This window comes from Desulfosediminicola flagellatus (assembly GCF_005116655.2).
GTDB lineage: Bacteria > Desulfobacterota > Desulfobulbia > Desulfobulbales > Desulfocapsaceae > Desulfopila > Desulfopila flagellata.
The window spans coordinates 3,631,859-3,646,098 of the sequence record NZ_CP050698.1; the positions used below are offsets into that span (position 1 = coordinate 3,631,859).

Here is a 14,240-nt window from a genome sequence, read left to right on the forward strand (position 1 = left end):
GTAATCTATGCAACTCACGACACGCAAACTACATAATATTCTGGTAGTCAAATGCGATGTAGATCGATTGGATGCAAAAGTAGCTGTCGATTTCAAAACATCAATGGCCAAACTGATCAATCAAGGCAACAGCAAAATACTACTGGATATTTCGACTGTTACCTTTATTGACAGTAGTGCCCTGGGAGCTATCGTATCAAGCCTGAAACTCATCGGCCCTGATGGCGAATTATTCATTGCCGGAGCTCAGGACCCAATCCGGAAAATGTTTAAGCTCACCAGAATGGACAGAGTATTCAGGATGTTCCCTACAGAAGAGGACGCTCTGCAACATATTTCCGATTAAACATGCAGGCAAATAATACGTTAACGTAAAATGGTATCGATAACCCTCACAATTGAAAGTGACCTTGAAAATGTCAGCCTGGTCGGAATTTCAATCAACGCCCTCGCCCAACATTTCGGGATGAGTGAAAGCTGTGCAGACGATGTAGAAATCTGCGTCGTCGAAGGCATAAACAACGTTATTGAACATGCCTACATCCATGATCCAGGCAAAACCGTAGCAATAATCGTAGAATCAAACTCTACTAATCTGTACATAAAGATTAAAGATAGCGGTATTTCAATGGGAAAGCTTACCGAACCAGAGATCGACGTCGACCTGGAAAATATTAACACGTTACCTGAAGGGGGATTCGGTCTTTATATCATTCACAATCTGATGGACTCCGTCCAATACGGCTCCGTTGATGGAACAAATACGCTATCGATGACTAAGCGCATAGACAGCACGACAAAATCATGACGGGATTATACTTATAAAAACCTGCCCTCCCTCCCCTTTGACCTATCGTTTCACAACCGTATCAGCATACATCAGTAACATCCCCGCCTGAGATAAGATACGCAGCCACAAATAACATTTATCATATTGTGATAATTCAGATAATACAGGCCGATAATCTAAATATGATATCTGGCAAATATCATTGAACTGGAATCTCAAACCAATACGTCATATAATTAATCGCAGTCTGGAAAAAAGTAGCCATTGTCCACACTCCAAACTTGACATTGAGGAACACGTATGGACACCCACTCCTTTAGCATCCCGGAACACGGCAATCCTGCGGCTAATGACATAGCCGCCTTTCAATCTTCGATTCTTCACTATCTCAAGTTTACTTACGGCAAAGAACTCGCCCACGCATCTGCAGATGACATCTTTCAATCCGTTTCCCTGGCGCTGAGGGAGTATCTGATTGATAGTATGATTGCAACGTCAGGAAGGTACGAAAGAACCAACGCAAAAAAACTCTATTACCTCTCTACAGAGTTCCTTCTTGGCAGATCTCTGGGTAATAACCTCATCAATCTGGGCCTCATGGATCTCGCCCGAGAATCCCTTCTCCAGCTGGAAATCAATCTTGAGGAAATCCAGCAACATGAATCAGAGGCACTGCTCGGCAATGGCGGACTCGGGCGTCTTGCCGCATGTTTTCTTGATTCGCTTGCAACCCTCAATCTTCCCGGATATGGATATGGTCTCAATTATGAGTTTGGCCTTTTTCGACAGGAAATCACAGACGGTCAGCAAAACGAAAAACCCAACAGGTGGAGTGCATTTGACTGCCCCTGGCTGATTTCAAGCCCATGCGAAACATTCAAGATACCCATATACGGTAAGATTAATCATATACGAGATACAGATAACAACTATTTTCCCACCTGGACTGATTTCCGACACATCATCGGAAGAGCCCATGATATGCCAATTGCCGGCTATGGCGGAAAAACTGTCAATTATCTGAGACTATTCTCTGCACGTTCATCTGATGAATTTGATCGAACGATTTTAACAGATGTCGATTACTACCGTGCAGTAAATGGGAAAATATCAAACGAAACTATCACAAAAATACTCTATCCAGCCGACTCTGATATTCAGGAAAAGGAACATCGTCTTGTACAGGAGTACTTCCTCGTATCTTGCTCAATTCAGGACATAATTAAAAAGCACCGTAACGCCGGCCACGACATTACCAGCCTTGCAGAAATGGTATCTATTCAGATTAACGATACAAACACTGCACTTGCCGGAGTTGAATTAATGCGCATTCTGCTTGATGACTTTTCACTGGACTGGGACACAGCGTGGAAAACAACAGTTAATGTCTGCGGATATACAAATCATACCCTTATTCCTGAGGCTCTGGAAAAATGGTCTGTCAGTCTGCTTGAACGGGTTATTCCCAGACATATGCAGATTATCTATGAGATAAATCATAGGTTCTTAAAAGAAGTTCAGGAGTATTTCCCTGATGATGAAAATGCCCCCACCCGCATGTCGCTCATCGAAGAAGCGGCTGGTAAAAAAGTTAATATGGCTCATCTCGCTATCGTAGGCAGTCATTCAGTCAACGGTGTAGCCCTTATGCACAGTAGACTGATGCGAACCAGTCTTTTTCCAGATTTTCATGACATGTATCCTGAACGATTCAGTAATAAAACCAACGGCATTACTCCGCGACGCTGGTTGATAAAAGCCAATCCACTGCTATCTGAACTTATCACAAAAACCATCGGAACAAGCTGGGTTACCAACCTCGATCATCTCACCCTGCTGGAGCAACACATCTCTGACAGTGATTTCTGCACACAATTTAGAAACGTTAAACAGGCTAATAAGCAAGCGCTTGCAGAGCTAATCACGACAACAACCGGATTACAGATAAACCCGAAATCACTTTTTGATGTTCATATCAAACGTATTCATGAATACAAGCGGCAGTTGCTCAATGTCATGAATATCATTCACACCTATCTGTCCATCATCGAAGACAAAGACTACCCGCAGGTGCCACGTGTTCATATTTTCGCAGGCAAGGCAGCGCCAGGCTACACCATTGCCAAACTGATCATCAGACTCATCAACAATGTTGCCGACGTGATCAATAATGATAAACGGGTAAAGGACTATATTCGTGTCGTTATGCTGCCGGATTTCAACGTTTCACTTGCTGAGAAAATTGCTCCTGCAGCTGATCTTAGCGAACAAATATCTACTGCTGGCATGGAAGCATCCGGAACAGGTAATATGAAACTGAGCATGAACGGAGCCCTTACAATCGGAACTCTTGACGGCTCTAATATAGAAATCATGGAAGAGGTCGGCGCTGAAAATTTTTTCATGTTCGGCCTGAACGTTGAACAGATAGAAGAGATTCGAGATGATAACAACTGCAGTCCCTGGGATTATTACGCCAACAATCCCACAATACGGCGCGTCATGGACTGCCTCGATTCCGAGATGTTCTGTCAGGAAAATCCTGGATTATTCAAACCTATTTACAACTCGATCATGGAGGAAGGTGACTATTTCTTCTACCTCCCCGATCTTCAGGACTATATTGATACACAAAAAAAGGTGAGTCATGCCTACCAGGATTCAGCAAAATGGACAGAAATGGCGATACGCAATGTCGCAAGAATGGGTCGGTTTTCCTCAGATAGAACGATCCGCCAATATGCCGAGGTCATCTGGCGAATCACCCCAGTTGAATAGCTGCTTCAACAATGAAATACTGCAATGCGTATAGGCTCAACAGTGACACTCTGTAAAAAGAAACTTTTTATAGAGTTTTCTGATGTTCCTCTCGCAATAAGTCATTCACCGTTTTAACCGGATTAAAGGTACTCAGCGGAACCTCAACAAAAACAGTATTCCAGTAGGCCATTGATCCGTTCCAGAGCCCTGGAAGTTCTAGTGCCTTAAGTTCCCTGCCATTTTTCGATTTGCAGCTGATAAGGCCGAGATTAAGATCCACATACCGCGTCAGATTGTATGGCTGCCCTTTGTGATCACGAACTCCACAAATAAGATCAACGGGATTGAAATGGGTGGAAGCATCAAATATTTTCTTTTGATCTTCATTATCCAGTTCCACCTGTGCTGACTCAACAATCTGCAGCGGACACTCCTCCCCTTCAGTCAACCAGAACGGCCCACCACCAGGTTCTCCAAGATTCTTCACCATTCCGCACACTCTTAGAGGACGATGCAATCTGCCAAACAGATATTCCCGTTTGGCACTATCGGTATAATCATCGTAATCCTCAGGCAACCTTCCACCGAGCTCCTTCTGCAGAAAGTGGCTGACTGAAGCGAGCTCCTCGGCATTGACCTGTTTATCATCCAGTCTATTCAATGCTGCAAAAATCTTTTTTTGCAGCATTACCAGATATCCGCCCAGGAGTTGTTTGTATGTGTAGGTTTCCGGCTTCAGGTGGTCAGGCACGACATTGTCGATATTCTTTATAAATATAATATCTCCACGTAGATCGTTTAAGTTTTCCAGTAATGCACCATGCCCGGCTGGACGAAATACAAGCAGTTCATCATTGGCACGAATAGGGTTATTCTCCATATCAACAGCAAGGGTTCGGGAAGACGTTTTTTGGGTTGAGTAGGTTATATCAAAACGAATTCCTGCCTGTTCATATCTGCTGCATGCCTGTTTGACATGATTCTCAATAGCTTCATGAAATTCTGGTGGTACTGTGAAGTGAACCCGCGCCACCCTATTATTGTCCATAGCATAATTGACAGCCTCTTCAAGATGCTCAACAAATGCTGAACGCGCCCCTTCCTCAGCGTTATGAAAAAGAATAAGCCCTTTCGGCAAGTTCGCATAATTGAGCCCTGCATCGGTGAGAATATATTTTAGAATTGTCGCATGGTCTCCTGCTTCCAGCAACGCGTCCAGACGCTGGCCATTTTCAGCAAGCACATCTTTCAGCTGTCTGTAGAAAGCAAACTGCGTAATTGAACCAATGAATTTTTCTCCAAATGTTCTCACATCGTCAGCAATGTCATCTCTATTCCCCTCACAACCATGCATATAGCCTATTAGCGACTTGAACATTCTGCTGGCAGCACCTGAGGCCGGAACAAATTTAGTTACCCGTCCATTAACGGTAGCCTCGGAAAATGCTTCTTTCAGTTCAGGAAACTCTCTGGGTTCAATAACATGTATTCCATCCCCTATAGTACAGGGTCTGGCCAAACGGGTATATGGAATCCCCCTCTCAAATTTTTCCATCTGATCGAGTAAGGCTTCTTCCGCCACCCCGCTGGCTACAATCTGGTTTAGTATAGCTTCAACCCGTTCGATTTCTTCATCTCTACTCATATAATCATCTCCTCAGAAAAACTGGTGTTCAACTACTCATTTATCTATCATTGAAGAGAGGTGGTTATCCGGACATTCGTAACAGAGAAGGACCTAACCCCTTAATGGGGTTATTGTATCATACTTGCCCTCTCATTGTGGTTGAAGTCGTAACATATTTCGATATAGCAACTTTTTTTATATGACAGGATATTGCAGAACAGTATTCCGGCAAACATCCTCATGCCCCGCGACCACACAATCGACAAAAATCATATTTTCACCAATATAATTGGATAGTAACACACGAAAAACCCAACCGTTAATACGCTAATCACAAAGCACCTCAACAACCTGTATACAGGTTGTTATTGTCTCGTAAATATACAATTCACATCTCCCTCAACAGCGCTCTTAAATGATCTGATAACACGATGGTATATTGACCTATTTGTGATAATCAGTTTGCCACACCTGTATGCAGATGCTACAATGAGAGTTATGGTTAATGATATAAACAGCCCCCGTAGGGCTGATTGATAGTACGCTGTTAATAACAGGACAAAACGGTTCACCGGAGTTTTCTATGTCCCCCATGAACACAGAAGTTGAAAAAACAGTAGTAGCGTCCCCGGACCGGCATGTGAGAGTTGGTGAAATTGACAAGCTGGCAAACGAGTTGCTGCAGCTTGAAAATGCATTGAATGCCAATATCCCTACGACTCTCTGGATCAGTGACCTCCATGGCGAGGGAGACAGGTTCAAATCTATCCTGCGTGGTAGATTCGGCATGTTGTACCAAACCTGCCGTGAAGCTCTGCCAAATACCTTCAGCTCAGAAAAAATACAATACCTCGTCCGCATAATACGGCGTGCCGACTATTACAAAGATGATGACATCTCAATGGATATTCAGGATGCCATCCTCTGCCTGACTGAAGTGCTCAAATATAAAATTTCCAACAGGATGTATCAGGTAAACGATATAATTAAACCTGAATTTCGTGACACGATCACCCGCCTGCTTTCAGGCCTGCCTGTCCCTGACCCTATCTTTGAAGAACCGATAATATCAAAACGACTTATTGCTCACCTTTCAAAAGCCATCCGCGAAGTGTTGCTGGATCGTATTCAGGTAGTTGGTGATATTTTTGACCGAGGTGCCCAACCTGATAAAATCATACGGATTCTCTCCTCTTCTGCGTATAGAAACATCGTCGATTATGTATACGGCAATCACGATATCCTCTGGATGGGCGCAGCTTCAGGAAACCTCTCGCTCATGGCAGAAGCATTGCGTATTACCTGCCGCTATGATCATTTCGAGCTCATGACACGGCTCAATTTTAATACCGACAGATTAGCGGAATTTGCTGCCAGGACCTATCCTGCCGAAACGGTAAAAGGCAAATTCAAAGCCAAGACCGACCGCGGCCTCTCAATGGAAAAAGCACTGGCGGTCATCCAGTTCAAACTTGAAGAACGAACAATTAAAGACAACCCGGAATACGAAATGAAACCGCGGTTGTGGCTGGAAAAACTTGCCGCAATGCTGAAATCAGGTGACACCAAGGCGTTGAACGACAGTCACTTCCCTACAATAAACGTCAACGACCCGCTAGCTCTCACAGATGAGGAGCAGGAAATCATTGATGATCTTGCAGAACAATTCGCCACCAACCGAAGACTCAAGCGACTGTTGGCCTATTTCTTCACCAAGGGCGAGACCTACCATATTCACAGCAACACCTTAAATATTCATGCATTGGTACCCTCCACCTCCGACGGCGAGTTTGAAGAATTTTTAGGACGAAAAGGGAAGAATCTCCTCGACCATCTTCAGGAGATGATTCGCAGGGTAGGCAGGAATTATATAGAAGGCAAACCGCAGAACGGGCAAGACCAGGATCTCTTTTTCTATTTATGGTGCGGCCCGAAATCACCATTTTTCGGAAAACATGCCATGAAGACCTTTGAACGGTACTTCATGCTCGACGAGAAGACCCATGTTGAACACACCCTCTACTGGAAAGACAACATGCAGACCAAAGAATTCAAACAGAAAATGCTTGAAGAATTCGGGGTTCAGCGGGTTGTTTATGGCCACACGCCAGTCAACTATATGAAAGGCGCGAAAATGTCCAGCGATGATGGTGTAGCAATTAACGTAGATGGCGGATTTGCAGAAGCCTATTACAACCGTGGACACTCGCTGGTACATACTCCGCATCAGATATATGGCCTCATACTGCCGACACCCAGCGAAATCAAAGAAGCTGTCAAAAAGCTGGATTCAGCTCCGCTTGATATTGAGCTCATCGATGAGTTCAGTCAACCGCTTAAAATCAGGGATACCATTGAAGGAAAAAAGCTGATGATAAAGCGTGATGAAATCATGAGCAAAATACGGGAACTGGCCGCAACAAACGGATACAGCAGCCCCAACCCAATGAAATAACGGACCTGCGAAAGAGATATGAATACCAACTATGGAATGGAAATAGTCCGGGCGACTGAAATTGCGGCATTAACTGCAGCCAGGATGCAGGGACTCGGCGATCATGACGACATTCTCAACAACACCCGGTCAGCCATCATAAAAACCCTTAACCGTATCAATGTTGACGGTCATGTGATTAACGACAGATTTCATGACCGAGATGACATTGTCCGGTTGCCGAAAAAAATCGGCCAGGGTGGTGAAAAAACAGATGTGATGGCCATCGCCCTTGAAGGCTATCATAACGCCGCTGATGGACGGGGCAACGTTACTTCTTACGCTGCGATAACGAAAGAAGGAGCAATCCAGTCTGTACCGAATCTCTCCATGTACAAGATAGTGGTGGGTCCAAAGGTTGGTAACGTTATTGATATCAATCAGCCGCCAATCGTCAATGTGAAGCGCACAGCACGTTCACTCAGAAAATACACCGAAAATATAACAGTGTGTATCCTCAATCAGGCTAGGCACTATCAACTCATTCGCGAAGTGAGAAGTTGCGGAGCACGTATAAAACTGATTGATGAAGGTGAGATTTCAGGTTGTCTGGCAGCTATCACCGGAGAAAAGGCAGATATCTATATGGGGTATGGTTTTGCTCCTGAAGGGACCATGGTCGCAGCAGCAATCAGCTGTCTCGGCGGCTACTTTGAAGGCAAAATTTTCTACGAAAATGACAGGGATAAAGCTCTGGCCGCCGGACACGGCATTAAAGATTTTAACAAGACATTCAGAACACAGGATTTGATCGGCAGCAAGGAAGTCGCATTTGCAGCTACCGGAGTAACCGATGGTGAATTCCTCGAAGGAGTGCGGTTCACCTCAAACGGTGCAGTAACCTCCTCCTTTGTTGCCCGCGGAGAAACCCACACCTACCGTCGTATGGAAACCAGGCATTTCTTCGATTACAAACCAGTATTTTAGATTTCTCAAGGCATCTAGCCCGCACAATCATTACACATGCGGGCTATACTCAATGATGCGCTATACCGCAATCTGTGTTACTATGCCTTACGTAAAGATGTATATTTGAAAATACTTGATTACTCCTGATTCAGAACAACAGAAGTTGAGGGAAAACACTGAGAAGATTTACGGTTTCCACCTGCAAACTAACCAGTGCCTCCATCCTCATCTGTTATCATGTGTGCTGAATCTCCCTGCTATAATGAAAGCAGGAGAGTGAGCCACCCTGGAATTCAGTGATAATCAACTCAATATATAATCCATCTTACCCGCCGGAAATGTATTACACGGCTATGGGGGAACCCAGTGAAACCCACCCTCTTCTGGTTACAGAGTGGGGGCTGTGGTGGCGACACTATGGCCCTGCTCAATGCAGAATCACCGGATATCATTGAAGCACGGAACGGCCTGGGGCTTGACATGCTCTACCATCCTAGCTTTTCGGCACGCAGCAGCCGTGATTGCGCTGCTACCATTGCTGACATCGAAGCAAATCGAATTACACTCGACGTACTGTGTATTGAGGGCGCTGTTATTTTAGGGCCTGAGAACACCGGCCTCTATGAGACAATCGACGGCACTCCCAAAAAAGATATTATCCGGCTTCTTGCCCACAAAGCACGATATGTATTTGCCATCGGCACATGCGCTTCTTTTGGCGGTGTATCCCGAGCCTGTGGTATTGGTGCAGTAGGACTACAATTCACAGCAAGTGAACCCGGCGGTTTTCTGGGGAAAGATTTCACCACACAAATAGGGTTACCTGTCATCAACCTCCCCGGTTGCCCAGTTCATCCATCGGTATTCTTTGGGACAGCCAGTGCCTTTCTCAGTGGATATCATTTAACACTTAACAACTACCAGGCCCCTCTCGAATATTTCAGCATGCTTGTCCATCAGGGCTGCACACGTAATGAGTACCATGAGTTTCAGGTGGAAGAACAAGATTTCGGTGACGTCGGCTGTCTGTTTTTTCATATGGGTTGTCATGGCCCGCTTGCACATGGTCCCTGCAATAAGTTTCTCTGGAATAACCGAAACAGTAAAACCCGAAACGGTGTACCGTGCTTCGGTTGCACAGAACCTGGTTTTCCTCAGGATGAACCGTTTTTTTCAACCCCGAACATTGTTGGCCTGCCACTCAACCTCCCTGACGGTGTGGATAGACCATATTATCTTGCATATAAAGGCATGGCCGCCGCTGCTGCTCCGGCTAGATTGAAAGATCGGAAAACACAGGTTTAACATGGTAACAACTCTCTCTACCCCCAGGACAATTTCTTTTAATAAAGTTCAGGGTGACCTCGAACTCTCGGTTGAAATCACAGATAACTGTGTAACCAATGCCTGGTCAAAAGGTACGATGTATCGCGGTTTTGAAAACATGCTCGTTGGACGTGGTTCCCGCGATGGCCTGGTTCTCACCCCTCGTGTCTGCGGAATGTGCGGCATTGCCCACCTCTTTGCAGCAGTAAAATCTCTGGAGATGATCTGCGATGTAACACCTCCAAACAATGCCATCCTCGTTCGCAATATCACCCTGCTTGCCGAACATATTCAGAGTGATATCCGGCATGCCGTACTCATCTTCCTAAAAGATTTCACAAATTCTGCATATTCAGAAACACCACTTTATGACGAAGCAGTCTTGCGATATGAGTCTTTTCACGGAAGTTCTATTATTGAGACAATCCGGATGACCAAAAAAATTCTTGAGGTTGTCGCCATCCTCGGTGGGCAATGGCCGAACTCTTCCTTCATGGTGCCAGGAGGAATTGCAGGCACACCGAGTTATAATGATCTGGTCAGCTGTAAATATATCATAAACCTTTTTCGCAGGTGGTACGAAGAACAGATTTTGGGATGTTCGATTCAGAGATGGCTTGAAATACAGAGTGAAGCGGACCTTCAACGCTGGATGAATGAAAATGAATCTCATATTAACAGTGATCTTGGATTTTTTATCCGGTTTTCTCATCTCGTCGATCTTCATAAACTTGGCAGCGGATTTGGCAATTTTATCAGCTTTGGCGAGCAACAGCTCCCTGATGGTAAACTTAACATAAATAGTTTTAGCAGCCATTTCACTCGCGGAGTTCTCACCGGTAGCATATCCCAAACCCTTGAGCAGAAAAACATTTCAGAACATGTTACCTACTCACACTTCAAAGATTACGCCGGTGGCAAACATCCATTTGATGGTCAGACTGATCCGCACGTTACCCGTTACGAAGGAGTAAAATACTCGTTTGCGAAAGCCCCAAGATACAACGATCTTCCATACGAAACCGGCCCTCTCGCGCAGATGCTCGTAGGAAAGAACCGCCTTTTTCAGGATCTGATTAATACGTATGGGTCTAGCGCCTACGTCCGGCAGTTATCACGAATTGCCAGGCCGGCAATCCTGCTGCCCATTATGCAGTCATGGCTTGAAGAAATTGACCACAAAGCACCCTATTACACAACCACACGCGAGATTGCAGACGGCCAGGGTTTTGGTCTGGTTGAGGCTAGTCGTGGAGCACTTGGACATTGGGTAAAAATTGCCAACAACCAGATTGCGCACTATCAGATAATCACTCCCACGACCTGGAACGGTTCTCCGCGAGACCAACACAACACGAGAGGCCCATGGGAGGAGGCTGTTGTTGGAACCCCAGTTAAGGACCCTGATAATCCAATTGAAATAGAACATATTATCCGCTCCTTTGATCCATGCCAGGTTTGTTCAGTGCATATGGCACAAAAAAAATAGCTATATCCGTGATAATATGATGTTGAACAGAATCATATGCATTGGCAATCGCTTTCACCCTGAAGATTGCTGCGGCCCGCAGGTTTATGACCTTCTGTTAGAAAGAACCTTGCCAGCACACACAGAAGTAATTGATGGCGGGCTCGGGGGGATTAACCTTTTGACGTGTCTTGAACACGTTGACCGGGTTCTGTTTGTAGATGCTGTCGCAGGCTTTGCTGCCGGGGATGATATTGTTGTTATTAAAGACCCTGTCAACGCCCTGCAGATTGACGATACTTTCGGTCACAATGCAGGGCTTGGATATTTGCTGCGTGTAGCACCAATGATTGTGGAAACCCGAATGCCAGAAATACTCCTGATAGGCATAAACGGGACACCGGATAACAGACTTTGCAATCAGGCTGCCGATACCTGTCTGTCTATTCTGCAATCTGCTTTTCAGTGATAATCAGATTGCCCTACTTACCGGTTTATAGTCGGCAGAGGATACACAATCAGTTTCTGACATCGAGTTGAACCATGCGAGTTTCTCGCTAATAAGAGAATGTTCTCCGTTGTTGCAGGAGTAAACGTATGACGTCATGTTATCCTAAACAATACGAGCAACTTTTACGGGAAAACGAAGCTTTACTGAAAGAGCTGAAGGTTGCCAGAAAGGCTGCAGATATTACTGCCGAGCTTGTTGCGCAACAATTTGCCAACCTTGATCTGGTGGTCAGGGATCTTGAAAAACATGCAAAAGCAGAGCAAACGCTGCGCAAAGAAATGACCCAGGCCCGCAGCGAAGCCGAGGCAGCAAGTGTTGCCAAAAGTGATTTTCTTGCAAATATGAGTCACGAGATCCGCACACCGATGAATGGCATCATAGGCATGACAAACCTGGTGCTGGCCACCGAATTGGATCCGGAACAACATCGACATCTGCAGCTCGTGAAACGATCAGCTGACAGGTTAATGCGTGTAATAAATGATATTCTCGATTTTTCAAAAATCGAATCGGGAAAATTACGTCTTGATACAATAGATTTTGACCTACCGGAACTCCTTGAAAACTGTATCCAGCTACTCACCATGCCCGCCCAGCAAAAAGGTATCAGCCTCGAATTCCGGCTGGGAAAAGGTTTACCCCAAAAGGTTCGCGGAGACTCTAACAGGCTGATGCAGATTCTTATAAATTTGCTCAATAATGCCATAAAATTCACAGAGCAAGGATCCGTAACCCTGGATGTACATCCACTGCCGATCGATTCAGAGGACGAAGTTTATCTTAAATTCAGTGTAATTGATACCGGCATAGGAATCCCGCTAAGTAAACAACATCGTATATTTGAATCGTTTAACCAGGCCGACACAAGTACTACCAGGAGATATGGCGGTACTGGCCTTGGTCTTGCTATCTCTTCACAGCTCGCCGAACTGATGGGTTCGAGAATCTATCTCGAGTCTAAACCCGGTTTCGGCTCAACGTTCTGGTTTGTTGGCATTCTCAGCCCCGCCATAGTGCTGCCTGAAAATTTTCAGCAGCCAGGCACTAACGATATCCAGCAGGAAACACGTCATGAGATTCTCATTGGCAGCAGAATTCTACTGGCCGAAGATGAACCTATCAATCAGACTCTGGCAACAGCTCTTCTTGAAAAACTTGGCATTACCGTTACTGCTGTAACGAATGGCAAAGAAGCCCTTGAGGAGATGCATATAAACCCTTACGACCTGGTCCTGATGGATCTGCAGATGCCTGAACTCGATGGCTTTGATGCAACCCGGGCGATCCGCGCACTCGAAGGCAGCGCCTCCGCTACACCGATTGTGGCACTCACCGCACATGCACGAGTTGAAGACAAGGTTAAATGTCTTCAGGTAGGTATGGATGATTACCTTAGCAAGCCGATCGACTCACACCAACTCGAAAAGACATTGATTCATCAGCTAAAACAGCACAGAAACGTTGTTTCTGAAAGTCAATTCGACTAATTAGATCGACCCGAGGTGTTCAGAATATCTTGCAAGGTTTGTCGTAACGGTTATTATTACAGCCATTAAAATCGACAATTTTTATTTCCATAACCATATAGACTACCCGAAGTAAGGAGAACACTCATGTCGAAAGCAGATGGACCCAAAGGAGCTATACTCCAACGTGATAAAAAGACCTACGCAATTGTTCCGCGCATCCCCGCTGGTGTTATTAAACGTGAACACCTCAAAGCGTTATCTAACGTTGTTGAGAAATATGATATTCCCATCGTAAAGATCACTTCCGGTCACCGTATTGCCCTCGTTGGCATGACCGAAGAACAGATTCTGCCAATTTACGAAGACCTCGGTATGAATGAGGGAAAAGCAGTTGAGCTTTGCCTCCATTATGTTCAGGCCTGTCCAGGCACCGAAGTTTGTAAATTCGGTATCCAGGATTCTCTTGGCTTCGGTATGCAGTTAGAAGAAGTTCTTTCCGGCATTGAGATGCCTGCCAAGTTCAAGGTGGGTGTTTCCGGCTGTCCTTTTCTTTGTGCAGAAAGCCTCGTTCGCGATTTAGGCCTTATCGGAAAGAAAAATGGTTGGACCCTGGTTTTTGGTGGTAACTCAGGCCGTAAAGTACGTGAAGCTGATGTTCTTGCTGAAGATCTTTCTGCAGATGAGGCAACCAATCTTGCGCAAAAATGTATTGATTTCTACACAGCAAACGCCAAGAAAAGAGAACGTGCAGGTGCATTTGTTGAGCGTGTTGGCCTTGAAGAGTTTAAGAAAGCTGTTCTGTAACATTCCCTTTTCACTGCTCGTCCCAGTTGTATACACCGGTAAATCAGCTCACTGCTGATTTACCGGTGTTATCAAAATCCCT

The 14,240-nt window shown here is 45.2% G+C and carries 11 protein-coding genes; 10 read left to right on the forward strand and 1 reads right to left on the reverse strand.

The window, feature by feature from the left end; all coding sequences use genetic code 11:
* Positions 1–7: 7 nt before the first annotated feature.
* The 3 genes from FCL46_RS15015 (at position 8) to FCL46_RS15025 (ending at position 3,568) form a co-directional block, all read left to right on the forward strand.
* Positions 8–346 carry an STAS domain-containing protein gene (locus FCL46_RS15015; protein WP_136806802.1) on the forward strand — a complete coding sequence of 113 codons (339 nt, stop codon included), beginning with the start codon at positions 8–10 and terminating at the stop codon, positions 344–346.
* A 30-nt stretch (positions 347–376) separates the two neighbouring features.
* A complete protein-coding gene (locus tag FCL46_RS15020) occupies positions 377–808 on the forward strand; it encodes an ATP-binding protein (protein WP_136806801.1) in 432 nt (143 codons plus the stop codon).
* A gap of 282 nt (positions 809–1,090) precedes the next feature.
* Positions 1,091–3,568 (forward strand): glycogen/starch/alpha-glucan phosphorylase, encoded by a 2,478-nt coding sequence (locus tag FCL46_RS15025; protein ID WP_136806800.1) that lies wholly within the window; start codon positions 1,091–1,093, stop codon positions 3,566–3,568.
* A gap of 67 nt (positions 3,569–3,635) precedes the next feature.
* Here the strand turns inward: FCL46_RS15025 and FCL46_RS15030 are convergent, their stop codons facing one another.
* On the reverse strand, positions 3,636–5,195 hold the full coding sequence (locus tag FCL46_RS15030) for a DUF4301 family protein (protein ID WP_136806799.1): 1,560 nt from the start codon (positions 5,193–5,195) through the stop codon (positions 3,636–3,638).
* A 565-nt stretch (positions 5,196–5,760) separates the two neighbouring features.
* On the opposite strand from FCL46_RS15030, the gene FCL46_RS15035 reads away from it, so the two are divergent.
* The 7 genes from FCL46_RS15035 (at position 5,761) to FCL46_RS15065 (ending at position 14,158) form a co-directional block, all read left to right on the forward strand.
* On the forward strand, positions 5,761–7,632 hold the full coding sequence (locus tag FCL46_RS15035; protein WP_228723229.1) for a fructose-bisphosphatase class III: 1,872 nt from the start codon (positions 5,761–5,763) through the stop codon (positions 7,630–7,632).
* Between the two features lie 18 nt (positions 7,633–7,650).
* Positions 7,651–8,598: a fructose-bisphosphatase class II family protein gene (locus tag FCL46_RS15040; RefSeq protein WP_136806798.1), complete on the forward strand. Its 948-nt coding sequence runs from the start codon at positions 7,651–7,653 to the stop codon at positions 8,596–8,598.
* A gap of 348 nt (positions 8,599–8,946) precedes the next feature.
* Positions 8,947–9,885: an NADH-quinone oxidoreductase subunit B family protein gene (locus tag FCL46_RS15045; protein WP_136806797.1), complete on the forward strand. Its 939-nt coding sequence runs from the start codon at positions 8,947–8,949 to the stop codon at positions 9,883–9,885.
* 1 nt (position 9,886) lies between these two features.
* Positions 9,887–11,395, forward strand: a complete 1,509-nt coding sequence (locus FCL46_RS15050) for a nickel-dependent hydrogenase large subunit (protein WP_136806796.1) — start codon at positions 9,887–9,889, stop codon at positions 11,393–11,395.
* Between the two features lie 16 nt (positions 11,396–11,411).
* Positions 11,412–11,843 (forward strand): hydrogenase maturation protease, encoded by a 432-nt coding sequence (locus FCL46_RS15055; protein WP_136806795.1) that lies wholly within the window; start codon positions 11,412–11,414, stop codon positions 11,841–11,843.
* A gap of 128 nt (positions 11,844–11,971) precedes the next feature.
* The gene (locus FCL46_RS15060; RefSeq protein ID WP_136806794.1) at positions 11,972–13,372 is read left to right on the forward strand and encodes a response regulator; all 1,401 of its coding nucleotides are present in this window, start codon (positions 11,972–11,974) and stop codon (positions 13,370–13,372) included.
* Positions 13,373–13,498: 126 nt separating this feature from the next.
* The gene (locus tag FCL46_RS15065) at positions 13,499–14,158 is read left to right on the forward strand and encodes a nitrite/sulfite reductase domain-containing protein (RefSeq protein ID WP_136806793.1); all 660 of its coding nucleotides are present in this window, start codon (positions 13,499–13,501) and stop codon (positions 14,156–14,158) included.
* Positions 14,159–14,240 lie beyond the last annotated feature (82 nt).

What these genes read in the sequence shown, in the direction of transcription:
- FCL46_RS15015 (WP_136806802.1), top strand. Translation starts at nt 8, where the DNA reads ATGCAACTCACGACACGCAAACTACATAATATTCTGGTAGTCAAATGC.
- FCL46_RS15020 (WP_136806801.1), top strand. Translation starts at nt 377, where the DNA reads ATGGTATCGATAACCCTCACAATTGAAAGTGACCTTGAAAATGTCAGC.
- FCL46_RS15025 (WP_136806800.1), top strand. Translation starts at nt 1,091, where the DNA reads ATGGACACCCACTCCTTTAGCATCCCGGAACACGGCAATCCTGCGGCT.
- FCL46_RS15030 (WP_136806799.1), bottom strand. Translation starts at nt 5,195, where the DNA reads ATGAGTAGAGATGAAGAAATCGAACGGGTTGAAGCTATACTAAACCAG.
- FCL46_RS15035 (WP_228723229.1), top strand. Translation starts at nt 5,761, where the DNA reads ATGTCCCCCATGAACACAGAAGTTGAAAAAACAGTAGTAGCGTCCCCG.
- FCL46_RS15040 (WP_136806798.1), top strand. Translation starts at nt 7,651, where the DNA reads ATGAATACCAACTATGGAATGGAAATAGTCCGGGCGACTGAAATTGCG.
- FCL46_RS15050 (WP_136806796.1), top strand. Translation starts at nt 9,887, where the DNA reads ATGGTAACAACTCTCTCTACCCCCAGGACAATTTCTTTTAATAAAGTT.
- FCL46_RS15055 (WP_136806795.1), top strand. Translation starts at nt 11,412, where the DNA reads ATGATGTTGAACAGAATCATATGCATTGGCAATCGCTTTCACCCTGAA.
- FCL46_RS15060 (WP_136806794.1), top strand. Translation starts at nt 11,972, where the DNA reads ATGACGTCATGTTATCCTAAACAATACGAGCAACTTTTACGGGAAAAC.
- FCL46_RS15065 (WP_136806793.1), top strand. Translation starts at nt 13,499, where the DNA reads ATGTCGAAAGCAGATGGACCCAAAGGAGCTATACTCCAACGTGATAAA.